The sequence below is a fragment of the Planococcus versutus genome (assembly GCF_001186155.3).
Taxonomy (GTDB): domain Bacteria; phylum Bacillota; class Bacilli; order Bacillales_A; family Planococcaceae; genus Planococcus; species Planococcus versutus.
In genome coordinates this window covers 939,955-965,000 of sequence record NZ_CP016540.2, presented here as the reverse complement: position 1 = coordinate 965,000, position 25,046 = coordinate 939,955, and the positions used below count along the sequence as shown (strand labels likewise).

Annotated in this window: 26 protein-coding genes; 9 read left to right on the top strand and 17 right to left on the bottom strand. The window is 39.0% G+C overall.

Features of this window, described 5'->3' with window-relative positions; genetic code table 11:
- The first annotated feature begins 229 nt into the window (after positions 1-229).
- A complete protein-coding gene (locus I858_RS04785; RefSeq protein ID WP_049694231.1) occupies positions 230-583 on the top strand; it encodes a YgzB family protein in 354 nt (117 codons plus the stop codon).
- 30 nt (positions 584-613) lie between these two features.
- Here the strand turns inward: I858_RS04785 and perR are convergent, their stop codons facing one another.
- The 4 genes from perR to bcp form a co-directional block, all read right to left on the bottom strand.
- Positions 614-1,057: a peroxide-responsive transcriptional repressor PerR gene (gene perR, locus I858_RS04780; protein ID WP_049694230.1), complete on the bottom strand. Its 444-nt coding sequence runs from the start codon at positions 1,055-1,057 to the stop codon at positions 614-616.
- A gap of 121 nt (positions 1,058-1,178) precedes the next feature.
- The gene (locus tag I858_RS04775) at positions 1,179-1,730 is read right to left on the bottom strand and encodes a cob(I)yrinic acid a,c-diamide adenosyltransferase (protein WP_049694229.1); all 552 of its coding nucleotides are present in this window, start codon (positions 1,728-1,730) and stop codon (positions 1,179-1,181) included.
- Positions 1,731-1,732: 2 nt separating this feature from the next.
- The gene (locus tag I858_RS04770) at positions 1,733-2,674 is read right to left on the bottom strand and encodes a D-2-hydroxyacid dehydrogenase (protein ID WP_049694228.1); all 942 of its coding nucleotides are present in this window, start codon (positions 2,672-2,674) and stop codon (positions 1,733-1,735) included.
- Positions 2,675-2,688: 14 nt separating this feature from the next.
- Positions 2,689-3,165, bottom strand: a complete 477-nt coding sequence (gene bcp, locus I858_RS04765) for a thioredoxin-dependent thiol peroxidase (RefSeq protein WP_049694227.1) — start codon at positions 3,163-3,165, stop codon at positions 2,689-2,691.
- Between the two features lie 124 nt (positions 3,166-3,289).
- Here bcp and I858_RS04760 point away from each other — a divergent pair, with 124 nt between their 5' ends.
- Positions 3,290-4,576, top strand: coding sequence for a glutamate-1-semialdehyde 2,1-aminomutase (locus I858_RS04760; protein WP_049694226.1), 1,287 nt, complete (start codon positions 3,290-3,292; stop codon positions 4,574-4,576).
- Positions 4,577-4,617: 41 nt separating this feature from the next.
- Positions 4,618-5,703, top strand: coding sequence for an FUSC family protein (locus I858_RS04755; protein ID WP_049694225.1), 1,086 nt, complete (start codon positions 4,618-4,620; stop codon positions 5,701-5,703).
- Between the two features lie 34 nt (positions 5,704-5,737).
- Here the strand turns inward: I858_RS04755 and nikC are convergent, their stop codons facing one another.
- From nikC to mutY, 9 genes are all read right to left on the bottom strand, one after another.
- Entirely contained in the window at positions 5,738-6,625 is an 888-nt protein-coding gene (gene nikC / locus I858_RS04750) for a nickel transporter permease (RefSeq protein WP_049694224.1), read from the bottom strand.
- Between the two features lie 17 nt (positions 6,626-6,642).
- Positions 6,643-7,647, bottom strand: a complete 1,005-nt coding sequence (locus tag I858_RS04745) for an ABC transporter permease (RefSeq protein WP_049694223.1) — start codon at positions 7,645-7,647, stop codon at positions 6,643-6,645.
- Between the two features lie 83 nt (positions 7,648-7,730).
- Positions 7,731-9,344, bottom strand: a complete 1,614-nt coding sequence (locus I858_RS04740; RefSeq protein WP_065524406.1) for an ABC transporter substrate-binding protein — start codon at positions 9,342-9,344, stop codon at positions 7,731-7,733.
- Between the two features lie 29 nt (positions 9,345-9,373).
- Positions 9,374-10,357 carry an ABC transporter ATP-binding protein gene (locus I858_RS04735; RefSeq protein ID WP_049694491.1) on the bottom strand — a complete coding sequence of 328 codons (984 nt, stop codon included), beginning with the start codon at positions 10,355-10,357 and terminating at the stop codon, positions 9,374-9,376.
- Positions 10,332-11,351: an ABC transporter ATP-binding protein gene (locus tag I858_RS04730; protein WP_049694492.1), complete on the bottom strand. Its 1,020-nt coding sequence runs from the start codon at positions 11,349-11,351 to the stop codon at positions 10,332-10,334. The genes I858_RS04735 and I858_RS04730 overlap by 26 nt, the downstream gene beginning before the upstream one ends.
- Positions 11,352-11,503: 152 nt before the next feature.
- Positions 11,504-13,249 carry an ABC transporter ATP-binding protein gene (locus tag I858_RS04725; protein ID WP_049694493.1) on the bottom strand — a complete coding sequence of 582 codons (1,746 nt, stop codon included), beginning with the start codon at positions 13,247-13,249 and terminating at the stop codon, positions 11,504-11,506.
- Between the two features lie 59 nt (positions 13,250-13,308).
- Positions 13,309-13,854, bottom strand: a complete 546-nt coding sequence (gene ntdP, locus I858_RS04720; protein WP_049694494.1) for a nucleoside tri-diphosphate phosphatase — start codon at positions 13,852-13,854, stop codon at positions 13,309-13,311.
- Positions 13,855-13,956: 102 nt separating this feature from the next.
- Positions 13,957-14,703, bottom strand: a complete 747-nt coding sequence (gene fabL, locus I858_RS04715) for an enoyl-[acyl-carrier-protein] reductase FabL (protein ID WP_049694509.1) — start codon at positions 14,701-14,703, stop codon at positions 13,957-13,959.
- A 2-nt stretch (positions 14,704-14,705) separates the two neighbouring features.
- Positions 14,706-15,734 carry an A/G-specific adenine glycosylase gene (mutY, locus tag I858_RS04710; protein WP_071645348.1) on the bottom strand — a complete coding sequence of 343 codons (1,029 nt, stop codon included), beginning with the start codon at positions 15,732-15,734 and terminating at the stop codon, positions 14,706-14,708.
- 169 nt (positions 15,735-15,903) lie between these two features.
- Here mutY and I858_RS04705 point away from each other — a divergent pair, with 169 nt between their 5' ends.
- Complete coding sequence (locus I858_RS04705) at positions 15,904-16,884, top strand: metal-dependent hydrolase (protein WP_049694496.1); 981 nt, start codon at positions 15,904-15,906, stop codon at positions 16,882-16,884.
- A gap of 110 nt (positions 16,885-16,994) precedes the next feature.
- On the opposite strand, the gene I858_RS04700 is transcribed toward I858_RS04705, so the two are convergent.
- The 3 genes from I858_RS04700 to recX are packed head-to-tail and all read right to left on the bottom strand — an operon-like array spanning position 16,995 to position 18,382.
- Positions 16,995-17,246 (bottom strand): YfhJ family protein, encoded by a 252-nt coding sequence (locus I858_RS04700; RefSeq protein ID WP_049694497.1) that lies wholly within the window; start codon positions 17,244-17,246, stop codon positions 16,995-16,997.
- Between the two features lie 4 nt (positions 17,247-17,250).
- Complete coding sequence (locus I858_RS04695) at positions 17,251-17,583, bottom strand: YfhH family protein (RefSeq protein ID WP_049694498.1); 333 nt, start codon at positions 17,581-17,583, stop codon at positions 17,251-17,253.
- Positions 17,576-18,382, bottom strand: a complete 807-nt coding sequence (gene recX / locus I858_RS04690; RefSeq protein WP_049694499.1) for a recombination regulator RecX — start codon at positions 18,380-18,382, stop codon at positions 17,576-17,578. The genes I858_RS04695 and recX overlap by 8 nt, the downstream gene beginning before the upstream one ends.
- Positions 18,383-18,485: 103 nt before the next feature.
- On the opposite strand from recX, the gene I858_RS04685 reads away from it, so the two are divergent.
- Both I858_RS04685 and rlmD read left to right on the top strand, forming a co-directional pair.
- Positions 18,486-19,385 carry a TIGR01777 family oxidoreductase gene (locus tag I858_RS04685; RefSeq protein WP_049694500.1) on the top strand — a complete coding sequence of 300 codons (900 nt, stop codon included), beginning with the start codon at positions 18,486-18,488 and terminating at the stop codon, positions 19,383-19,385.
- A 41-nt stretch (positions 19,386-19,426) separates the two neighbouring features.
- The gene (gene rlmD / locus I858_RS04680; RefSeq protein WP_049694501.1) at positions 19,427-20,791 is read left to right on the top strand and encodes a 23S rRNA (uracil(1939)-C(5))-methyltransferase RlmD; all 1,365 of its coding nucleotides are present in this window, start codon (positions 19,427-19,429) and stop codon (positions 20,789-20,791) included.
- Between the two features lie 45 nt (positions 20,792-20,836).
- Here the strand turns inward: rlmD and I858_RS04675 are convergent, their stop codons facing one another.
- On the bottom strand, positions 20,837-22,012 hold the full coding sequence (locus tag I858_RS04675; RefSeq protein ID WP_049694502.1) for an MFS transporter: 1,176 nt from the start codon (positions 22,010-22,012) through the stop codon (positions 20,837-20,839).
- A gap of 77 nt (positions 22,013-22,089) precedes the next feature.
- Here I858_RS04675 and I858_RS04670 point away from each other — a divergent pair, with 77 nt between their 5' ends.
- From I858_RS04670 to I858_RS04660, 3 genes are all read left to right on the top strand, one after another.
- Positions 22,090-22,470 carry an OsmC family protein gene (locus I858_RS04670; protein ID WP_049694503.1) on the top strand — a complete coding sequence of 127 codons (381 nt, stop codon included), beginning with the start codon at positions 22,090-22,092 and terminating at the stop codon, positions 22,468-22,470.
- A gap of 334 nt (positions 22,471-22,804) precedes the next feature.
- Positions 22,805-22,999 (top strand): SE1561 family protein, encoded by a 195-nt coding sequence (locus I858_RS04665; protein ID WP_049694504.1) that lies wholly within the window; start codon positions 22,805-22,807, stop codon positions 22,997-22,999.
- Positions 23,000-23,174: 175 nt separating this feature from the next.
- On the top strand, positions 23,175-25,043 hold the full coding sequence (locus I858_RS04660) for a heavy metal translocating P-type ATPase (protein ID WP_049694505.1): 1,869 nt from the start codon (positions 23,175-23,177) through the stop codon (positions 25,041-25,043).
- The last annotated feature ends 3 nt before the right edge of the window (positions 25,044-25,046 follow it).

Here is a 25,046-nt window from a genome sequence, read left to right as displayed (position 1 = left end):
TCTATCGCATTCTGCACTTGAGCTTCACAGACTGGTTAGTTATAAATTTCAGCTCATTTTCATTGCAGGTCTCTACCATTTCCTTTTACCGGACATCAGAACTATATGTATCAGCTTCTGCTTTTCTCTATTTCGACATATTTATTGCGGATTCCTTCATTTGAAAACCGATATCACTTTTTAAGCGTGTTTATGATATAGTATGATGAATGCAAGGAGGAAATAAACCATGAAACCTTATAAAAATAAAATCAATCGTATTCGTACGTTTGCGTTAGCATTAATCTTTATCGGCATTGTCATTATGTATGTAGGGATTTACTTTAGAAATCACCCAATTGTGATGGTGATTTTCATGCTACTAGGTGTTGTCGCGATTATCGGAAGTACCGGTGTTTATGCATGGATCGGTTTACTGTCTATGAAAACCATACCTGTGGAATGTCCAAATTGTGGAAAACACACAAAAATGCTTGGCCGCGTAGATATTTGCATGCACTGCAATGAACCGTTAACGATGGATCGTTCGCTTGAAGGCAGAGAGTTTGATCAAGACTACAATAAAAAAAGTTCACAACAATAAAAACATCCAGCGAATTTTCGCTGGATGTTTTTATTGTGCTTTCGCCGTTTTCCCTACACAGTCTTGGCATGTTCCATAAATTTCAAGACGATGGTAATCTACTTCAAATCCAGTGACATGTGAAGCTAAATGTTCTACTTCATCAAGTCCAGGGTAATGAAAATCAACTATTTTTCCGCAATCATTGCAGATAATATGATAATGGTCATTTGTAACAAAGTCGAAACGGCTCGAGGAATCTCCATAAGTTAATTCTTTTACCAGACCTGCTTTTCTGAACACACGTAAATTATTATAAACAGTTGCAACACTCATATTAGGAAACGTTTTTTCAAGCGCGCGATAAATGTCATCTGCTGTTGGGTGATTTGTTGAGTGAATCATATACTCCAAAATCGCATGACGTTGGGGCGTGATTCTTACACCCGTTAACTTCAAAGCATCAAGCGCGTCTTTTAATTGTACTTCAGACATCGCCGTGCACCTCACTTCATAGATACTCTTACATTGTAATCGTTATAAACAGTGTACCTAATCAAAGTGTCAGGTGTCAAGAAATCACTATATTATCGCCGTTTGTCATGCGATTCTTTGCTTACTTTTCGTGTAATCCTTTTTCAATTCGTCCGAGTCGTTGATTTACTAAACGTGCAGCGACAAACAAAAAGTCAGATAAGCGATTTAAATACGCTAATACATTTGGTGAAACTTCGGTTTCAATTGATAGCACTGTGCGCTCTGCTCTTCTAACAACAGTTCTTACCACATGAAGTGTTGCTCCAGATGGATGCCCTCCAGGTAAGATGAAATTAGTAAGGCCAGGCACTTTAGCGTCGTAATGATCGATCCATTGTTCTAGTTTAGCAATATCTTGTTCTGCTAGTTTCCACTTGACTTCTTTTTTCGCAGGTGTAGCAAGTTCCGCTCCTACATGGAATAAAGATGTTTGAATTTCATGAAAAATTTCAAGGAAATCTCTTTTTTCATTAAAAAATTCGGAATCCAAGTATCCAACTGCTAGCCCAATCAATGTATTGGCTTCGTCGCATGTACCGTATGCTTCAACTACTGCATCATTTTTCGCTACTCTTGTTCCATACACAAGTGAAGTAGTGCCTTTGTCGCCAGTTTTCGTATAAATCTTCATGATTAATACCCCTTTTCCATGTCGACTAAATTGGTTGGAACAGATCGATCGGCAAGCCATTTTTTAAGATTCGGAATAAAAATATCGAGTGTGCGATCTACATACTTACCAGATTTGCTAGAGATATGCGGTGACACGACAACTCTATTCATTGACCAAAACACATGATCTTCCGGAAGTGGCTCTTGTTCGAATACATCCAACACAGCAAAAGCAATTTCTTTTTGCTGTAATGCCTTTAGAAGAACCGTTTCTGCAAATAAGTCCCCGCGACCAAAGTTCATAAAGATTGCCGTTTGCTTCATCGCATTGAAATGCTCTTTGCCTAAAAGTTGCTGAGTTTCTTGCGTGCTTGGCAACACTGAAATGACATAATCGGCTAGAGGCAACTTGTCTAGAATCTTATCTAACGAAATCATCTCGTCCATATTTGGAGCCTGATTTCCTGAGCGGTTACAGCCAATCGTATTGACCCCAAAAGCTTGGAGCAAACGACCAATTTCTGATCCAATCGCTCCCGGACCAAGAATTAATGCTGTCGTGCCATTTAACTCTGAAGAGCTCATTTTTTTATTCCATAGATGTTTTTGTTGATTTTGATAAATTTCTGGTAACGTACGTTTTAACGCTAACAAATGAGCCAAAACAGATTCAGCCATTGGTGTTTTGTGAATCCCTTTTACATTTGAAACCGTAATTCCACGTTTTTCAATGGCTTTATGCGGAAGCTTTTCAATACCCGCACTAGCAACCATAATCCACTCTACCTTTTCAGCAGATTTGATATCCTCTGCTGTTAAGTCTTCTCCATATGTCACAATAATATTAGCAGATGAAAGCCTTGTTTTATCTCGATCGAGGAAATAAAACTCAACTTCCGGAAATGCTTTTTTCACTCTTTCTTGCTGATCTTCTCTCGGGACAAATGTAAATAAAATTTCCATCAACGTCTTCCTCCTTATTGCTTACTAACTAACTTTAAGGTTTTCAAAACATCCTGAATATGATTGGATACTTTCACTTTGTGCCAAGCTTTGACAATTATTCCTGTCGGATCAATCAAGTAAGTCGAACGTTCAATACCCATTAATTTTTTGCCGTACATATTCTTCTCTACCCAAACACCATAGTCTTCAGACACTTGATGATCTTCATCTACTAATAATGAAAAAGGCAAACCGTGCTTTTCAATAAATTGCGTATGTTGATCTTCTGAATCTCCACTCACGCCCAAAATCACTGCATTAAGTTCGGAAAAATTAGCTTCGGCATCACGGAAATCACAAGCTTGTGTTGTACAACCTGGAGTCATGTCTTTTGGATAAAAATAAAGAACTACGTATTTATTACCAGCAAAATCTTTTAGTGAAATAATCTCTCCTACTTCGTTTTTTAATGAAAATCCTGGTGCTTGCATACCTTCTACTACAGTCATTTCCACCACTCCTTTTCTTACTCTTATCGTACCGAACACTGAGCCCAGTTTCAATTTCTTTGGCGTTTCGGAATAAGGTTGTCTACAATAAAGAAGAGTCCAATCAATAGGAGGCATTTACTTAATGAATCATTTCACATCAGAAGAACTGCATAAAGAAGCATTAGAACATATTGTAGGTGGTGTTAACAGTCCATCAAGATCGTTTAAAGCAGTGGGCGGCGGTTCCCCTATTGCTATGGAACGTGGCAAAGGCGCTTATTTTTGGGACGTTGATGGCAATAAATACATAGACTATCTTGCAGCTTATGGGCCGATTATCACAGGACATGCACACCCTCACATCACAAAGGCTATTACACACGCTGCAGAAACAGGTCTACTTTACGGAACTCCAACACGCCACGAAATTACTTTCGCTAAGATGTTGAAAAAAGCTATGCCTAACATGGAAAAGGTGCGTTTTGTAAATAGTGGCACAGAAGCTGTAATGACAACAATTCGTGTTTCCCGTGCTTACACCGGAAGAACAAAAATCATGAAATTTGCGGGTTGTTACCACGGTCACTCTGATTTAGTGCTTGTAGCTGCTGGATCAGGGCCTGCAACTCTGGGAATTCCAGATTCAGCAGGTGTTCCAAAATCTATCGCAGAAGAAGTTGTAACAATTCCATTTAACGACATCGATGCATTTTCAAAAGCTATGGATCAATGGGGAGAAGAAATTGCCTGTCTTCTCGTTGAACCAATTGTCGGTAATTTTGGTATCGTTGAACCAAAAGAAGGCTATCTAAAAGAAGTTCATCGCATTGCCCATGAAAAAGGTGCTTTAATTGTTTATGATGAAGTCATTACTGCTTTCCGTTTCCATTATGGTGGTGCTCAAGATATGCTTGGACTAATACCTGATCTCACAGCTCTTGGAAAAATTATTGGTGGCGGTTTACCAATTGGTGCGTACGGCGGCAAAAAAGAAATCATGGAAACCGTTGCACCTCTAGGTCCTGCTTACCAAGCTGGTACAATGGCTGGAAATCCGGCTTCAATTCAAGCAGGAATCGCATGTTTAGAAGTACTTCGCGAAGAGGGAATTTACGAAAAAATGGATTACCTCGGAGCAAAGCTAGAAAAAGGCATTTTGGCAGCTGCCGAAGAATATCATGTAACCATTACTGTTAATCGCTTGAAAGGAGCATTAACGATTTACTTTACTGATCTAACAGTTGAAAATTACGAACAAGCTGAAAAATCTGATGGTGAAATTTTTGGGCGCTTCTTTAAATTAATGCTCGAACAAGGAATCAATTTAGCCCCATCAAAATATGAAGCCTGGTTTTTAACGACTGAACATACAGAAGAAGATATAGATTTTTCTGTTCAAGCGGTACGTGAAGCATTTAAACAGTTATAATTAGAGAAAGTAAATTTTTTAAGGAAGGAGTCCTTAAGTAGATGAAATTAGGTGCACGTATTTTTAAAACTGGCGTGGCTATTTCTATGGCTTTGTTCTTGGCCGACTTATTAGGATTGCCTTCCCCTGTTTTTGCAGGGGTAGCAGCAATTTTTGCTATCCAACCATCTATCTATCGGTCTTATCTAACTTTACTCGACCAAATTTATGGAAATTTGATTGGTGCAGCAATAGCTATTATTTTTGTATTAACTCTTGGTAGTAATTACTTTACTATTGGTGCAGCAGCTATCTTAGCAATTGTTGTCATGCTGAAATTGAAGCTGGATAAACCCGTTCCCCTTACTTTGGTAACGATCATTATCATTATGGATTCTCATTCCATTGACTTTCTAACCTTTGCATCTTTACGGTTTGGCACGGTGCTTCTCGGTATCATATCGGCATTTATTGTGAACATGATATTCTTACCACCCAAATATGAAAATCGATTACTTTCTTCTATCCATTCCGTAAGTGAAGAAGTCATTCGTTGGATTCGTGTTTCCATTCGTCACGCATCTGATCACATCTCTGTTAAAGAAGATATTGAGAAACTGGCAGATAAGTTAGTACAAGTAGATCAATGGTATTCGTTTTACAAAGAAGAACGAAGTTATACCAAAAAGCAACAATATATAAAGGCACGAAAACTGGTTCTGTATCGTCAAATGATCGCCACATCAAAAAAAAGCTTAGAAGTATTGAGAAGACTTAATCGGTTCGAAAACGAATTGATGGAGCTACCTCAACATTTTCATATGATGATACAAGAACGTTTAGAAAGTTTAGCTAGTTACCACGAACAGCTGTACATGAAGTATGTAGGTAAATTACGACCTGAACATAGTGAAGGTTCTGGCAAGGATGCCATTCTGAAACGTAACGAAGTAATGGCCATTTTTATAAAAGAAATAAACTTAGCACATGAAGAACATGAAGATGAATTTTCGGTTTATCATTTAATGCATGTGTTATCAGCAATTTTGGATTACGAAGAACAGCTCGAACATTTGGATTTACTCATTATCGCGTATTTGAATTATCATTCCGATGAAGTAGATAGTGATCTTGAAAACTTTATATAAAAAAACGTGTGAGGCCTTTGCCTCACACGTTTTTTTATGACTTCATTCGCGGATCTAACGCGTCACGTAATCCGTCACCCATCAAGTTAAACCCAAGAACAGTCAACATGATTGCGACACCTGGGAAAATCATCGTCCACGGCGCATTTGTTAAATACGAACGCGAGTCTGCCAGCATTTTCCCCCATTCCGGAGAAGGTGCTTGTGCGCCCAATCCTAGGAATCCAAGTGCTGCAGCTTCAATAATTGCAGTTGCAATGGCTAATGTTCCTTGAACAATAACAGGAGCCATTGAGTTGGGAAGAATATGCGAAACCAGAATCCGATTATCTTTCATACCAATCGCTTTTGCTGACATGATATATTCATCTTCTTTAATACTCAATACTTTCGAACGAATCAAACGTCCAAAGTTTGGAACGTTGATAATGGCAATTGCAATTAGCGCATTTCGTAAAGAAGGTCCAAGAACTGATACAACGGCGATTGCGAGTAAGATACTTGGGAACGCTAACATGATATCAAAGATGCGCGAAATAATCGTATCTACCCAACGTCCGTAATAGCCTGCCAAAATCCCTAAAATACTTCCAACAATAACAGATCCAATAACTGCTAAAAAGCCAACCCATAATGAGATCCGTGCACCGTATACTACACGCGATAAAATATCACGACCAAAATCGTCAGTCCCCATCCAATGCGTAGAAGAAGGAGGCATGAGCCGTTGAGACAAATTTTGTGCATTGATGCCCTGTGGTGTAAATAGCGGTCCGAAAATTGCTAACAAAACAAAGAAGATAACAATTCCCATTCCAACAACTGCTACTTTACTTTTACGGAAACCTCGCCACGCCTCTTTCCAAGGACCAGCGACTTTTTGCATCTCTTGTTGATCTTGTTTGACTACTGTTTCAGCCATAATACGTCTCCCCCTTCCTAGTCATATTTGATGCGTGGATCAACCAAGCCATAAAGCAAATCGACAAATAGATTAATCATAACAAAAATAAATGCAACAATTAATATTCCGGACTGTATAACTGGGTAATCACGGAAGCCAATTGCTTCATAAATATAACGACCGATTCCTGGCCATCCGAAAATAGTTTCTGTCAGAATGGCACCCCCAAGTAATAGCCCCATTTGCAGACCAATAATCGTCAATACCGGAATAATCGCATTCTTAAGTGCATGTTTATAAACTACCCAAAACATTGACAATCCTTTTGAACGAGCTGTTCTTACGTAATCTGAACGCATTACTTCTAGCATACTAGAACGTGTCATTCTGGCAATGATCGCCATTGGTATTGTTGCCAAAGCTGTACCTGGTAGAACAAGGTGTTTTAATACTGTAGAAAGCTGATCAAAATTCCCTGCAATCAATGTATCAATTACATAGAAACCGGTCATGACGTCGACCGGATCACGAACATTCTCACGACCTGTCGTTGGTAAAATCCCAAGCTCAATCGAGAAGATCCACTGGTTCATCAATCCAAGCCAGAAAATCGGCATTGATACACCAACTAACGCAATAATCATCGCTAAATAGTCAAACCATGAGTTTTGGAACCACGCTGAAATAATTCCTGCATTGATTCCAATAATAACAGCGATTATGATAGCGAATAATGATAACTCAATGGTTGCAGCTAAGTAGGGCCAAACTTCATCCACTACTGGCGTTCTTGTGCGTAGTGATTCTCCCAAATCTCCAGTAACCAGTCCTTTGAGGTAATCAAAGTATTGAATATACCATGGATTGTCCAAGCCAAGATTTGTTCTCAATGCCTTTATTGCTTCTTCTGATGCTTGCTGACCCAGAATAACTTGTGCAGGGTCACCCGGAATCGCCCGAATGATCATAAATACGATAAACGTCATACCTAGTAATACGGGAATTAGCTGTAAAAGTCTTCTGCCAATATAGTGAAGCATCTTCTTCACCTCTCCATCTCTTACAATATGTATAACAGTAAAAAAAAGGGGAGGAAATCATCCAGACTTCCCCCATAAATTGCCTACTCCAAATCCACTCCAGCCAATTTATCAGAACCTGTTGGATGTGCTTTGAAATTAATCACATTTTTTCCGCCAGCTAATAATGGTGTAGAGTGCGCAAGCGGTACCCAAGGAGCATCATCATGAATGATTTCTTGAGCTTGCTTGTACAAGTCATTTCGTACGTCTTCATCAACTTCTGATTGTGCTTTAATTAAAAGATCATGCAGTTCTTGGTTTTCATAGTACGTATAGTTGTTTGTACCAACGTTGTCTTGATCAAGTAATGCGTATAAGAAGTTATCTGCATCTCCGTTATCACCAGTCCATCCGAGTAAGAATGCATCAGCTTCTCCGTTTGCAGCTTTTTCAAGATACGTAGCCCATTCAAATGATACGATTTTAGCTGTTATGCCTACATCAGCTAAGTTCTTTTGAATTGCTTCCGCTACTTTTTGACCATCAGGCATATAAGGACGTGGAACTGGCATTGCATAAAGTTCCATTTCAAAACCATCTGGAAGACCTGCTTCTGCTAATAACTCTTTTGCTTTTTCAGGGCTATATTCATATTCTTCAATATCATCGTTATATCCGCTAATTACTGGCGGAATTGGGTTTTTCGCAACTTCTGCGCGCCCTTCGAAAAATGCGTCTACAATTGCTTGCTTGTCAATGGCATGGTTTACCGCTTGACGAACTTTTGGATCGTCAAATGGTTCACGTGTTACTGTCATTCCAAGGTAGCCTACGTTCATAGATGGACGTTCAAACAATTGAAGATTGTCGTCTCCTTCGATTGTCTTACCATCAGAAGGCGTAATGCCGTCTGCCAAGTCGATTTCGCCTGACAATAATGCGTTTAAACGAGCTGAGTTATCAGGGATCGCACGGAATACGACTTGGTCTAATTTCGGCTCACCATCTACCCAGTAATCGTCAAATTTTTCAATGGTAATTGTGTCGTTACGTTTCCATTCAACAAATTTAAATGGTCCTGTTCCAACCGGGTTATCTCCAAATGAGTCGCCAGCTTTTTCAATTGCAGTTGGTGAAGCAATTGCGAATGGGCTCATAGCCAAGTTTTTAAGGAATGGTGCTTGTGGACGTTTTAATGTGAACACAACTTCGTAATCACCTGTTGCTTTAACAGAATCAATTACATGTCCTTCATCATCACCGTATCCACCGAACATTGAACCGTAATACGGGAATTGCTCACCGTCTCCAGCAGCCCAACGTTCAAAGTTTTTGACAACAGCTTCTGCATTAAAATCAGTGTCGTCATGGAATTTCACGCCTTCTTGCAAAGTAAATGTATACGTTAATCCATCTTCAGAAGGTTCCCATTTCGAAGCCAATCCCGCTTCGATTTCTGTATCTTGTTCACCAAAATTGACTAAGGTATCAAAAATGTTTTTCGTTACTTTAAATGATTCGCCGTCTGTAACGGTAATGGGATCAAGTGAAACTGAATCTCCACCTCGTCCAAAAATCAACGTTTTCTCTTCAGTAGATCCGCCTTCACTACCGCCACTTTCTTCTGACTCTTTGTCAGAACTACAGCCAAAAAGAGCTGTGGAAACAAGTAGAAGTAATAATAATGACCATGTTAAGAACTTTTTCTTCCCCAAATTAACCCCTCCGTTTTTTCTATTTATTATCATTGTGGCCTGGACTCTTCGTAAAGATGACAGGCAACAGAATGACCTTTTTCAACTTCTGCAAAAATCGGTACAACTTCGGAGCAAATATCCATTTTAAAAGGACAGCGTGTATGGAATCTACAGCCACTCGGTGGATTTGCAGGACTTGGTACATCTCCCGAAATAACAACTTCTTCTCGGACAAACTCTGGATCCGGAACTGGTACAGCAGCTAGTAATGCTTGCGTATAGGGATGCAACGGTTTTTCGTATAAGTCTTCAGTACTAGCAAGTTCTGCCATTTTCCCAAGATACATTACACCTACACGATCGCTAATGTGACGAACCACACCTAAATCATGAGCGATAAAAATATAAGTGAGTTTTAAATCTCTTTGTAAATCCTGCATCAAGTTTAATACTTGTGCTTGAATTGATACGTCAAGTGCTGAAACGGGTTCATCTGCGATAATCAGTTTCGGATTTGTCATCAAAGCACGTGCAATTCCAATACGTTGCCTTTGCCCTCCACTAAATTGGTGTGGGTATCGTTTTGCGTGGTAACTACTCAAGCCAACGATTTCCAAAAACTCATGCACTTTTCGTTTTCGTTCTTTCGGATCGCCTATATCATGAACATTAAGCGGTTCCATTAAAATTTTCTCAATGGTATGGCGTGGATTTAATGAAGCATATGGATCTTGAAAGACCATTTGAATATCACGACGCACTTTGCGCATTTCGCTATTTGTCAAACTAGTCAATTCTTGACCGTCAAATGTAACATTACCTTCGGTTGGCTCAAGTAGACGCATTAACATGCGTCCCGTTGTTGATTTCCCACAACCTGATTCTCCAACAATCCCCAATGTTTCACCTTCTTGAACAGTGAAAGACACATCATCAACTGCTTTTACATGATTGTTAACTTTCCCTAAAAGTCCCGATTTAATTGGAAAGTACTTTTTTAAACCTTCAACTTTTAACAACGGTTCTGTCATGGGCCTGTACCTCCTTCGGATCAAATAGGAAACAGCGAGTTTGATGATCATCTGCTGTCTGGTACAGTTCGGGTGTTTCTACAAAACAACGATCAAATGCATATTCACAACGTGCAGCAAATTTACATCCTGTTTTTATCGTGCCTGGTTTTGGAACGTTACCAGGAATTGAGTAAAGCCGCTCTTTTTTAAAGCGCATATCTGGAACCGACTCAAGTAATCCTTTTGTATATGGATGTTGTGGATCTTTAAAAATCGTATGAACTGGTCCTTCTTCAACCACTTTTCCTGCGTACATAACAACTACGCGCTCACACGATTCAGCGACTACGCCCAAGTCATGTGTAATTAACAACACAGCTGTATTTAAACGTTCATTTAAATTTTTGATTAATTTCAAAATTTGAGATTGAATTGTTACATCGAGTGCTGTTGTTGGCTCATCCGCAATCAATACTTTAGGATCACACAGCAAAGCCATGGCAATCATAACACGCTGACGCATTCCGCCTGATAGTTGATGTGGATAGTCTTTCATCAAACCTTCTGGTCGAGGCAAGCCAACTAAATTCATCATTTCAATTGCTCGTTCTTGAACTTGTTTTTTTGACCAGTCTTTTTTATGAATTTTAATCGCTTCGCGAAGCTGATTACCAATTGTGAAAAGTGGGTTTAAAGAAGTCATAGGTTCTTGGAAAATCATCGCGATGTCGTTCCCTCTGATTCCCCTCATTTCTTTTTCGGATAATTTCGTTAAATCTTTATCTTGAAATAAAATCTCACCATTTGTAATTTCACCTGGTGGACTTGGAACTAAGCCCATTATGGAAAGTGATGTGACACTTTTACCGCATCCTGATTCACCCACAATTCCTAGAACTTCACCTTCTCTTATATAGAAATCAACATTATCTACTGCTGGTATCTCTCCATCATCTGTGAAAAAGGATGTTTGTAAACCTTTAACGTCTAAGATGATTTTACGTTCATTCATGAGGCTCCCCCTTTTGCACACAATGATTTTCAGAAAATTCTTCTTAGTTCAATTATACGTAATATTATTATTAATGCAATATCTTTTTTGATTATACCTCTAGTTATAAGTATAGAAAAAGAGCACCCAAATATCAGGCGCTCTTCTCTTAATCAATTAAAATGTTGAACTTGGAACAAGTTATAATAAACACCTTGTTGCTTCATTAATTCATCATGTGTGCCATTTTCAGCCAACTTACCGTTGTCAATTACAAGAATTTGGTCTGCGTGAGTAATTGTTGATAGCCTGTGTGCAACAATCAATGTCGTTCTATCATGTGCTAAGCGCTCTAATGATTCTTGAATTAACGCCTCACTTTCAAGATCCAGTGCAGATGTTGCTTCATCTAAAATAAGAATTGGCGGATTTTTTAGGAATACTCGCGCAATTGCTACACGTTGTTTTTGTCCTCCTGAAAGTTTCACACCACGTTCACCAACTTTTGTATCATAGCCTTCAGGCAACTGAGAAATAAATGCATCTGCATTTGCTGCTTTTGCTGCAGCAATTACTTCTTCATCTGTCGCTTCTGGTTTTCCCATAAGAATATTCGTTTTTACAGAGTCGCTAAAAAGAATAGAATCCTGCAAAACTAATCCAATTTGATCTCGTAATGTATGAGTCGTCACGTCACGCAAATCATGATCATCCATGTAAATTCCACCACTTGTTACATCGTAAAATCGCGGAATCAATGAGACGATTGTTGATTTCCCACCACCACTCATTCCTACAAGTGCAACAGTGTCACCAGGTTTCACAGTAAAGTTTAAGTCAGTCAGCACCTCAGTTCCACCATCATTATAGTGGAAAAAGACATTTCGAAACTCCAACTTACCATCAACTACTTTTAAATCTTGTGCATTTTCTTTATCAGTTACATCATAGTCTTCATCTATTAATTCAAAAACCCGATCCATAGAAGCCAACGATTGAACCAAAGTTGTTGATGAATTGACCAATCGGCGTAATGGATTATATAGCCTTTCAATATAAGCGATAAATGCGACCATCGTACCTAATGTTAAATTTTCTTGAATCACTTGGTATCCCGCATACCCAATAACCAATAAAGGAGCAACATCCGTAATCGTATTTACAACTGCGAATGCTTTTGCATTCCATTTCGTATGATCAATTGCTTTTTCTAAAAACTGATCATTGGTCTCATTGAAAATTTTCTGTTCTTGCTTTTCTAAAGCAAAACTTTTAATAATGCTCATGCCTTGAACTCGCTCGTGTAAATAACTTTGAACGTTTGCTAATGCTTGAGAGCGTTCGCGTGTTAAATCCCGTAGTCTCCCAAAGAAATACTTGACGCTGAATGCATAAAACGGAAACGCTAGTAAAGCAACAATGGTTAATGAAACATCCATCGTCAACATAATAATGATGGCAATTATAATCGTCGCAAGGTCTAGCCAGACGTTCATTAAACCAATCATGACAAAATTTTTCGTTTGCTCAACGTCGTTAATAACACGTGAAATAATTTCGCCCGCTCGTGTATTTGAATAGTAACGCAAGCTCAGACGTTGCAAATGTCCGTATAAATAGCCTCGAACATCGTAGAGAATTTTATTACTAACATATTGTGCATAATACTGGCGGAAATATTCAATTGGCGGTCGTAACAAGAAAAAGACAATTGCCGTTCCACCTAGCCATAAGTACAATTGCTCTAACTTTTCTGCATTTGATAGAGCATCCGCTCCGATGATATCATCAATAACGATTTTAATCAGCAACGGAATAAACAGCGGAATGGCAAACTTGAATATGCCGATGACGATTGTCAGTGCAATTTGCCAATAATACGGTTTGACAAATTGCATATAGCGTTTCATACTACTCAAATTTTTCACTCCTTTCTATTCAAAACGAAAAACCTGTCGGCTAGCAACAGGTTTTTATGTTAATCACGAATCCGATTTAACCTATGAAATTCATAGCGGTTCGTCCATACATCGATAAAGTCCTGAGCAAACGGTCCTTTACGTTGTTTGATCCAACCGATCAATTTGTCTACGTTTCGGTAAAGAATTTGATCAATTACTTCAGGATACCCCATTTGTCGCTTATGGTCTTCATATTCGTCTTCATCCAATAACGTGTAAGACATGTCTGGAAACACTTTTACATCCAAGTCATAATCGATGTATTTTAACGAGCCATTATTATAAACAAATGGAGAACTGACATTGCAATAATAATAAACACCGTCTTCTCGGAGCATGCAGATGATGTTGAACCAATGCTCTGCGTGAAAATAACAAATTGAAGGTTCACGCGTCAACCAAGTTCGTCCATCAGATTCTGTCACTAGCGTCCGTTCATTTGCACCAATTATAATGTTATTCGTACCTTTCAGTACAGTTGTTTCCTGCCAGACACGGTGGATGCGACCGTTGTGCTTGTAACTGTGGATTTGGATTGTTTCACCCTCCGCAGGAATCGCCATGTACTATCCCACCTTCTTGTCTAAGCCTTTGTTTATCTGCTATTTCAGTATTATATCAATCAATTCTGAAAACATACAGCAATAAGGCATAAGGACCAAAGATTACATAACGACTGAACGTCCGCCATCGACAATTAGTGTCTGACCGCGGATCATGTCCGAGTCAGAGGAAATCAAAAATAACGCTGCTTTGACCATATCGTCAACTTCAACCATCCGACCTGCCGGTGTGTTCAAGCGTGCATCATTCAATAAATCGTCACGGTTCGGAAAATGCTTTAAAGCATCTGTATCAAGCGCTCCACCAGATACCGTATTGACCGCGATTCCAAGTGGCGCCATTTCTACAGCTAAATAACGCGTAAGTGATTCTACAGCAGCTTTCGAAACACCAATTGTCGTATAATTTTCTAAATAACGAATCGAACCTAATGAACTGATACCGATTATTTTTCCGCCTTTGTCCATTAATTTCGCAGCTTCTTGAGCACCAAACAACATAGCTCTTGCGTTAATGTTCATCGTCCAGTCCCAGTGAGACTCTTCTAGTTCCATAATCGGCCGTAAAACACCAGAGGCTGCATTAGACACAAAAACATCTAAACGGCCAAATTCTTCTTTAATGGTTTGGAACATGCCACGCAGTTTCTCGACATCTCCTACATTAGCACGCACTAGCAAAGCTTTTTGTCCTCGTGCTTCGATTTCTTTTACAGTTTCAAGTGCAGCAGTTTTGCTGCGTGCGTAATTGACAACAATATCATATCCTTGGTCTGCAAGTGCGATTGCGAGCGCTTTACCAAGCCCCTTGCTACTACCTGTTACTAATGCTACTTTTTGTTCTGTCATCATCAAACATCTCCTCTTTGCTGTAAAGCTGCCTTCATTTTTTGAACAGGTCCTGCAATCGGTAGTAAGTCTAATTCTTCTGCAGTCACCCATCTCATGTCAGCAGGCGCAATAATATTTTCACTTTCGGCAATAAAGCCATCCACATTCCATACTAAATGAGAAAAGACATGTTTAAAAGAAGTAATTTTTTCAGCTTTGTTTACAACGCCTTTCAAATTTTCTGATAATTGCTCTTCGATTTCTAAAGGCAAGACATCTATAGCTGTTTCAAGTAATGGAAATTGCCACATACTTGCTAACAATCCTGTAGTCGGACGTTGTTCCATTAAGAAACGATTGTTGTGGCGTATTGCTATCATTGCGTATTGTAATGATTTAGTTTTTTTGGCTTTAGATTTAATTGGCAATTCGTTTTGTTTTCCCTCGTAAAACGCTGAACAATGTTCACGTACAGGGCATAACAAACATTTTGGAGAAGTAGGTGTACAAATCAACGCGCCCAATTCCATCAATCCTTGGTTGAACGAAGAAGGGTCTTCGTGACTAATGATTTCAGTAACCGCCTCTTCGAAGATTTTGCGTGTTTTTGGTTTAGCGATATCTTCTTCAATTAATAAAATTCGTGACAATACACGCATCACGTTGCCGTCGACTGCATGTTCTGGAATACCGTATGCGATACTCAGCACAGCTCCTGCAGTATATGGACCCACGCCTTTTAACGATGAAATTTCTTTTCGAGTGTTCGGCACAATTCCGCCATACTTTTCAGCAACTTCTTTTACACCAGCCTGTAAGTTTCGTGCACGGGAATAATAGCCTAGTCCTTCCCATTGCTTTAGTAAAATTTGTTCATCTGCTTCTGCTAACTCGTTCAAAGTAGGAAATTTTTCGACAAAGCGTTTATAATAAGGGATGACGGTATCTACTCGTGTCTGCTGAAGCATGATTTCTGAAATCCAAATTTGATAAGGATCTGCAGTCCGTCTCCAAGGTAAGTCTCTCTTTTCTGCTAAAAACCAGCTAATTAAGTCATTTTGAAATTCTGTTTTTTTAAGTATAATGACCAGATCCTCCGTTCAGCTTGATTATTCCAGTTCCACTTCGGGTATATATGAAACTGAGGAATGCTTTTATTTTAACAAAAATTTTAGGTTTTCCATAAATATAACTTCTTTTGAAAGGGGGGATTAGACAATGGATACAGGTACACACATTGTCATGGGCATTGCCCTTGGTGGCTTTGCACTGGCTGACCCAGTTGTCGCTAGCAACCCCGTTACCATGACCGCTGTCATTTCCGGTGTGATTATCGGTTCTTTAGCGCCGGATGTAGATACTGTTTTAAAATTGCGCGATAACGCTGTTTATATTCGTCACCACAGAGGTGCAACACATTCAATTCCTGCTGTCATTTTGTGGCCAATATTGATTACAGGTGGACTTTCCTTATTTTTCCCAGAAGCTAATCTTCTACATTTGTGGCTTTGGTCTTTCTTAGCCGTCTTTATGCATGTTTTCGTTGATATTTTTAACTCCTACGGCACGCAGGCATTAAGACCAATCTCTAATCGGTGGATTGCTCTCGGGGTGGTTAATACATTTGACCCGATTATTTTCGGGGCACACGTACTCGCTTTGACAATATGGGCATTCGGCGCTAACCCTGTTTGGACAATGAGTGTTTTGTATATCTCCATGTTTATTTATTACTTGGTTCGCTTTGCAGTACAAGCTGCTATTAAACAAGCTGTTCGGAATACCATTCCCGGCACTGATAAAGTCTTTGTTGCACCAACTATGCGCTTTTTCCACTGGCGTATCGCAGCTGATACTGATCGCCATCATTACGTGGGTCGTGCTTATGGACGAGCGATTAATATTTACGACAAGTTTATGAAAAAAGAATTGCCTGATAATAATATGATTCAAGCTGCATTGAAAGATAAAAATATGGCTGCGTTCATTTCCTTCTCGCCTCTGTATCGCTGGGAAATTAATGAGTATGGCAACATTTATGAAGTACGATTGATTGATTTACGTTATCGGAGCAACGACTATTATCCATTTGTTGCGGTAGTGCATATGGATAAGGATTGCAAAATTCTCAATTCTTATACTGGTTGGATATTCAGTGAAGACAAATTAAGAAAAAAATTGGATTACAGTCACAACTAGAAAACGCACACCCTCGGGTGCGCGTTTTCTTCTTTTTGCTTAAAAGCAGAGAGTTCAAATCTACACAGCCGCTTGCGCTTTTCTGTCCAGGCTTCAGCGCCTAGATTCTATTAGTCATTTAGCAGATGTGCGTACTTCGGGTTGGTTCCGGCAAATTCATGAATTTTATCACCGTAGCTATCAATCCATTGACGCATTACTTTTTCAACTACTGCTGTACCTTGATAGTCATATCCAGCTTTAGCGTATGATGATTCAAAATCAGATGCTAGCAGCTCAATCCAAGTGCGTGCTTTTTCTTCAGCAAGGTTTGGATTTTTTTCTAATAATTCGATTGTCAGTTGCTCGATAATTTCTTTCATATACTTATTTCCCTTCTTTCAACGGGCGTAGCATGGAAATTGGCAACGCTTCCGTATGTTTTTCTCCACTCATGCGGTACCCCCAAGCAAATCGACCTTTTAAATAATCGATTTGGAAATAGACATTGGGATCTCCTTCGATGCGGTATACTTCACCTTTTTTAAAATCAGCAGGATCTAGTAAATAAGCTGCTGCCATTACTGCTTTTCGCTCAAGTACTGCAAACTCATTTACAATACCTAGTTGTTCAGCTTTTCTGGCTTTTTCTTTCAAACGAGCAATTTCTCCACGAAGTTCATGCTCTGTCATATCACTATACGGCTTTTGTTCAGTCATCTTCAAGCTCCTTTTTGTCTAAATAATCATTGATTACTTCACTTGGGAAACCTTTTTGATAGAGTCCTTGCTTTACTTTCGATTTCAAATCATAGCCTGTCAGTTTTGAACTGTGCTTGCGCCATAATTTGTCTCCTTGTACTGCAATCATTTCTGACCATTGGTTATCGTCTTTTTCAAAATTTAAGTCTTCTATTGCTAATTTAATTAAGGCATAGTTATAGCCCTTCCTCATCAACGTATCACTAATTTTTTGATTGATTTGACTAGGTGTTTTCATTTTTTCTTTTAACGCAATTTTTTCTGCAAGACCTTTTGCCACTTCTAATTGTTCTTCTTCTGAATAGGAATCTAAAACATCTTTTTGCATTTGTTTATCAATTCCTCTCTTTTGCATATCTTGCTGAATCGCACGTGGTCCTTTTTTGCCTGACTTGATTTGAGTCTTCATTAGCGCTTCTGAAAATTGCTGATCGTCCAGAAAACTATGGACATATAATTTTTTAACAGCTTCATCTATGACGGCATCCCCGTATTCTTTTTCTTTTAACTTTTGACGTACTTCTCCTTCGCTTCGCATACGGAAACCAAGGTAGTAAAGCGCTTTATTATAGGCTTTTCGGACTTCGTCTTCGAAGTTAACTTCTTCGATGGTCCATTGATCAAGCTCTTTGCCTTTTGTCAGCTGATACCTGATAAGCACCGCTTCATCCACGCTAAAAGCATATTTATCTTCGAAAAAGACATTATACCTTTCAGGGTTTTTTTTCCCCTGTGTGATTTTTGAAATAATCGGCATTTACTGGCACCTCTCTTCTTTTTATATTATACACCTTTCAAGCATACAGTGACATAGCTTGGTGCATTAAAGGGTATGCTAAAAGAAATAGGAGGCGTTTGATATGAAAATAGCAATTACAGGTGGTACTGGATTTGTTGGTCAAGAATTGATTCGACAATTAACTGCTAGAGGTGATAAAGTGGTTATTTTGTCTCGGAAAGAAAAAAATGCTACTGATTCTATTACATACGTAAAGTGGTTGTCTGATGATGCGGTTCCAGAAAAACAACTCGAAAATATTGATGCTTTTATTAATTTAGCTGGGGCTTCTATAAACGACGGTCGCTGGAGTGACGAACAGAAAAAACTAATTTACTCGAGTCGTATGGACGCAACAACTGAATTGCTGCGGATTATTCATAAACTAGAAAACAAACCAAAAGTGCTAGTAAATGCTAGTGCAGTTGGAATTTATCCACCATCTCAAACTGTAACTTACACAGAAGCTTCGGCAGACCTTGGTTCTGATTTTCTAGCACAAACAGTTCGTGACTGGGAAATATTAGCTCAACGCGCTGAAAAAGATGGATTGCGTGTAGCCTGTGGTCGTTTTGGTATTATTCTAGGAAAAAATGCAGGAGCTCTGCCGTTAATGGCTTTACCTTACAAAATGTTTGCAGGGGGTACAGTAGGTTCTGGTAAGCAATGGCTTTCGTGGATTCATATTAAAGATGTTGCACGCGCATTGATCTTTGCGCTTGATAACGATCAGTTAAGTGGTGCTTTTAATGTGACAGCACCACATCCGAAACAAATGAAAGAATTTGGCAAAGAAATTGCACATGCACTTGGAAGACCGCATTGGATCCCGGTTCCGTCAATTGCGATGAAAGCAATTTTAGGTGATAAAAGCCAACTTGTACTTGAAGGACAAAAAGTGCTACCCACAGTTCTTGAACAACATGGTTTCCAATTCAAATTTCCTAATTTACGATCAGCACTAGCTGATATTTATAAATAAGACTATAATGGAGAGATGATTAACTGAAGGATGTGAGATTCATGAACGACAAACCAAGTATAGAAGAAGGCCAAAAAATTCCGATGACGATTAAACGACTCGGCATCAACGGTGAAGGTATTGGCTATTTTAAGCGCAACGTCGTTTTTGTGCCTGGGGCTTTACCAGGTGAAGAAGTTATGGCGCAAGTAACGACGGTCAAACGCAATTTTGCACAAGCACGCATCATTAAAGTTCAGAAGACATCTCCTCACCGACAAGCACCTCCTTGCCCAATATATGAAGCATGTGGTGGCTGTCAATTGCAGCACATGACCTATGACCAGCAGCTTGTTGAAAAACGGGATCTTGTGCTTCAAGCATTAGAACGTTACTTAAAAGGGACAAGTGTTCACGTCGAGAAAACAATTGGAATGGAAAATCCTTGGCGTTATCGCAACAAAAGTCAATTCCAAACCCGCTTAAAAGGCACCAAAGTAATCGCTGGATTATTTGCTGAAGGCTCTCATCAATTATTGGATATTGATGAATGCATCGTTCAACACCCAGATACAACAGTGATAACAAATGCCGTCAAACGAATTTTGGAAGAATTGAAAATGCCCATATATGATGGCAAAACAATGAAAGGCATTATGCGCACGATCGTTGTACGTACGGGTATTAAAACGGGCGAAATTCAGTTGGTTTTAGTGACAACACGCTCGAAAATTCCGCAAAAAGAATTACTAATGGAACGTCTGAAACAAATTGATACTAACTTAGTGTCCATTGTCCAAAATATTAACAAAGAAAAAACGTCTCTAGTCTTTGGAGATGAGACGATTACATTGTTTGGCAAAGACACTATTCACGAAGAACTAGGTGAACTGGCATTTGATTTATCGGCACGCGCTTTTTTTCAGTTAAACCCAACACAAACAGTCAAGTTATACGATGAAATTAAACGTGCGGCTGAACTGACTGGAATAGAAACCGTGGTCGATGCTTATTGTGGCGTTGGAACGATTGGACTTTGGTTAGCAGACAGCGCTAAAGAAATTCGCGGCATGGACGTTCTTCACGAAAGTGTGGTCGATGCAAAAGCGAATGCGAAAGCACAAGGTTTTAAAGCTAAATACGTTACCGGGACTGCTGAAAAATGGCTGGAGCTTTGGAGCAACGAAGGATTTGTTCCAGATGTACTGACAGTGGACCCACCACGTACAGGTCTTGCAGATTCACTCTTGCAAACTATCTTGAAAGTAAAACCAAAACGTTTTGTTTATACGTCTTGTAACCCTTCTACTTTAGCTAAAGACCTACAGCAGCTAACTAAAATCTACCACATTGAATACATTCAACCTGTAGATATGTTCCCGCAAACTGCTCAAGTAGAGTCCGTAACAAAGTTAGTTCTAAAATAAAAAAGCTGAAGCAAAGAGTTTTCACTCTCTGCTTCAGCTTTTTTACTAGGCAGAACTTGTTTTGACCGGATTTTTCAATGCAATTGGTAGTGTAATCACGAGTAAAATACCGGCAATGAGTAGCAAGAAACTTAACCCTCCAGAGTGTTGAATAAACAATCCACCCATCGTGGGTCCTGCTAAACTTCCAATGCTAAATGCAATTCCACATAACAAATTACCTGTTGGCAATAACTCTTTTGGCATTAAATCTGCCATATATGAAATACCAAGTGAAAATGTAGAACCAACAAACATGCCAGCTAACGCAAAAAGTCCGACAGTTAACCACGCATTCGATTCATAAAAGCTGGAAGTTACAAAGACAACTGCTCCCCCAGTTAACGCTAACAACAACACTTTTTTTCGGCCAATGTGATCACTCAAATTTCCGAGTGGCAGTTGTGTGAGAATTGCTCCTGCTGAAAAAGCAGCCAACATAATCGACACCATACCGACTTCGATGGATTGACGCAATGCGTACACAGGATAAATGGCATTGAGTGATGCTTCTAAAAAACCATAACCTAGCGGTGGCAAAAATGCGACCCACGCAATAAGTAGTGCTGCTTTAAAGCGACTAACGGTCCCTTTTGCTGTCATAGCGCTGCCAGTAACTTCTGGAAAATCATTTTTGAGTAAAAAAACTAAAGACCATGCTAATAAGCAAAGCAATCCAGAGACGATAAAGGGTAAAGCTTCAAACACTTCTACCATCGGTACAAACAAAGGACCCGCTCCAAAACCGATACTAAAAGACATACCATAAATTGCAATATTGCGACCGAGGCGATGTTGCGGCGATGTACTAGTAATCCAAGTTTGAGTTGAAAAATGCAAAGCCTGGTCACCAATCCCTATCAATATACGCAATAAAAACCAAAACAAGACAGACTTCCATAATGTAAAAAGAAAAAGCGATAAAATTACTAGTCCACCACCTATTAAAATTAATGGCTTATAGCCAAATTTCCGCAAATACGGTTCCATAAAAGGCGCGATTAAAAGCGTTCCTACATACAATCCTGTCGCACTCAATCCGTTTAATGCAGAAGAAACACCATCTTGTTCAAAAATAACAGCAATCAACGGCAATAACATGCCTTGTGAAAAACCCGAAATAGAAACAATGGCTACTAAAGTCCAGAAACGTCCACGGGCACTTTTAAAATATGATTTCATGATGCCTCCTCATAAGCTTGTTCTTTTGTGTTTAATAAGATTTCAGATACAATTCTATCATAGGGAGGCGTTATGCAATGAATTTTTCAATGAGTGAAAATGGGTTTACCGGACATCTACCTTTTGGGGATCTCCAAATTTCAAGTAATGAGGAATATGGTTTTAGACCTTATCAGTTATTAATATCTTCACTAGCTGTTTGTAGTGGTGGCGTTATGAGGAAAGTGTTGGATAAGATGAGGATGTCTTTTGAAGATATTCAAATCGAAGTGAAAGAAGTTGTACGCAACGATGAAGAAGCAGGTCGAGTTGAAAAAGTACATTTACATTTTATTATTACAGGTGCGATTAAAGAAGAAAAGATGCCACGTATTATGGAGTTAATGCGTAAAAACTGCTCAATGGTTCAATCTGTTAAAGATTCAATCGAAATTGTTGAAACTTTCGAGATTCGATAACCATTATAAAAGACTCATTCCGTATCTGATGTCAGATCGTGGATGAGCCTTTTATGGTTTATAGACAGTTAAATTATCTTTCATAATAGCATTCTCGGTTACAGTACCGATGAAATGTGCGAACCGCCTCCTTCGAATATCTTGCTGCTGTGATGTGGTTTCGCTAATTTCTTTCAGCCTCCCCTCTCTTTTGATTAACTTTAACTTAGCACAAATTTACCATTAAGTAAATATTCAAAATAATTAATTGAGTAAAATAATTAATTATGCCTATACTTTATTGAAAAATATTCGTTTTTCCGTTACGATTAACAAACGAAATGAGGTGTATCAAGTGGGGAAATCCATTACGAGTAAAGAACAGCAAGTTTCTTACATGAAGCAACGACTAAGTATGTTTTTAGAAGTTTTAGATACGATCGAACCTGAAAACACAGAATTAGAAGACATTGATCGTTTGATTGCGATGGTTGATGATTTGGATGATAAAATGAAACAATTTCAGTCTCGCCCTTCTGAAGAACTATAATCAATTGATCCGTTTCCTCTTGGTAGCGGATTTTTCTTTTAGCTCTCGATACAGATTTATCGGCTCTTTTGTCTAGAGCTAATATGATAAGCTACAAAACAAGCAAATCTTTTTTTATATCCTATCTTTTATATTTTTTATTGATTGATGCATTAAAGGAAAGAAGGTGACAGGTATGCTGTTTTTTAAAACACATATCGAATTGATCGCATCGTTATTTTCGGGATTTTTAATTGTTATCGCTTTTGTACTGGACCTACAGCATTACGCTATCTACTCAGTAATCTTTTTTTTGCTGGCTTTTGGAATTGGCGGCTATGCCAAAGCCAAATATGGCATAATGAAAACTTTAGAGGACAGGCAACTAAATGTTGAAATCTTAATGATTTTAGCAGCAGTTGGTTCTTCTATCATCGGCTATTGGGCAGAAGGTGCCATACTGATTTTCATCTTTTCTTTAAGCGGCGCGCTAGAAACATATACTATGAATAAAAGCCGGAAAGAAATTACGTCTTTAATGGAAATGCAGCCCGAAGCTGCTTGGTTAGCTCGAGATGGACAAACGATCCGTGTCCCTCTTGGCGACTTGGAGATTGGTGATTTTATTGTAGTGAAGCCTGGCGAGCGAATTCCAGTAGATGGAGTTTTACACAATGGACAAAGCGCTGTCGATGAATCAGCCATCAGTGGTGAAGCTATCCCCATCTCCAAATATGAAGAAGATGAATTGTTTGCTGGAACAGTCAATCTGTCAGGTACCGTCACAATGGAGATGACAAAGCCTAGTTCTGAAACTTTGTTTCAAAAAATCATTGACTTGGTTCAATCGGCGCAAAGTGAAAAATCTCCTTCCCAGCAATTTATCGAACGATTTGAAGGCCGTTATGTAAAAATCGTCCTTGTTGGTTTTTCGCTTATGTTATTTTTGCCTCATTATGTTTTTGGTTGGGATTGGAACACCACGTTTTATCGCGCTATGGTTTTGCTGGTAGTGGCTTCTCCTTGTGCACTTGTTGCTTCTATTATGCCAGCCACGCTTGCCGCCATTTCTAACGGCGCAAAAACCGGCATCATATTTAAAGGCGGAATGCACTTGGAAAATTTAAGTATGGTCCGTGCCATTGCTTTTGATAAAACAGGGACATTAACTCGCGGTCAGCCCGAAGTTACCGATTTCGTCATCCGTAAAGGAGCCGATCCTCAACTTGCAATGGCGTTAATTGCAGGGATTGAATCCCAGTCTAATCATCCTTTAGCAAAAGCGATTAGTGATTTTGTTATCGCTCAAGGAATTGTTCCATTGCCAAACCTATTGATTGAAGATATTCCAGGCAACGGCTTGAAAGCAATCATAGGAGATGAAGAATTTCTAGTCGGAAAGCCAAAATTTGTTGATGAACCATTAGCTGCAGCGTTTGAAAACGGCCTACTGGAAAAACTAGCTAACCAAGGAAAAACAGTAACTTTTGTTCGCGACCAAAAAGGCATTCTTGCTGCTATGGCATTAAAAGATACAGTTCGTGATATCACAAAATCTACAATTGAAGAGTTGGAACAAATGGGTATTTATTGCACTATGCTGACAGGTGATAACCGGACAACAGCTGCAGTTATTGCTAAAGAAACTGGAGTCGATGACTATATATCAGAGTGCATGCCTGCTGATAAAGTAGAAGAAATAAAAAAATTGCTAATAAAGTATGAATACGTAGCGATGACAGGTGATGGCATTAATGACGCACCTGCTTTAGCAACAGCAACAACCGGAATAGCGATGGGCGCTGGAACTGATATTGCATTGGAGACTGCAGATGTTATCTTGATGAAAAACGATTTATCACGCATTGCCTATGCCATTCGACTTTCACGTAAAATGCAACGTATCGTTAAGCAGAATATTTTCTTTTCCGTTACCATTATCATTCTTTTAATCATTTCGAACTTTTTTCAAGTTATTACGCTTCCTCTTGGTGTGATTGGTCACGAAGGTAGTACAATTTTAGTTATTTTGAATGGGTTACGTATGCTTAATCGCAATCTATAAAAA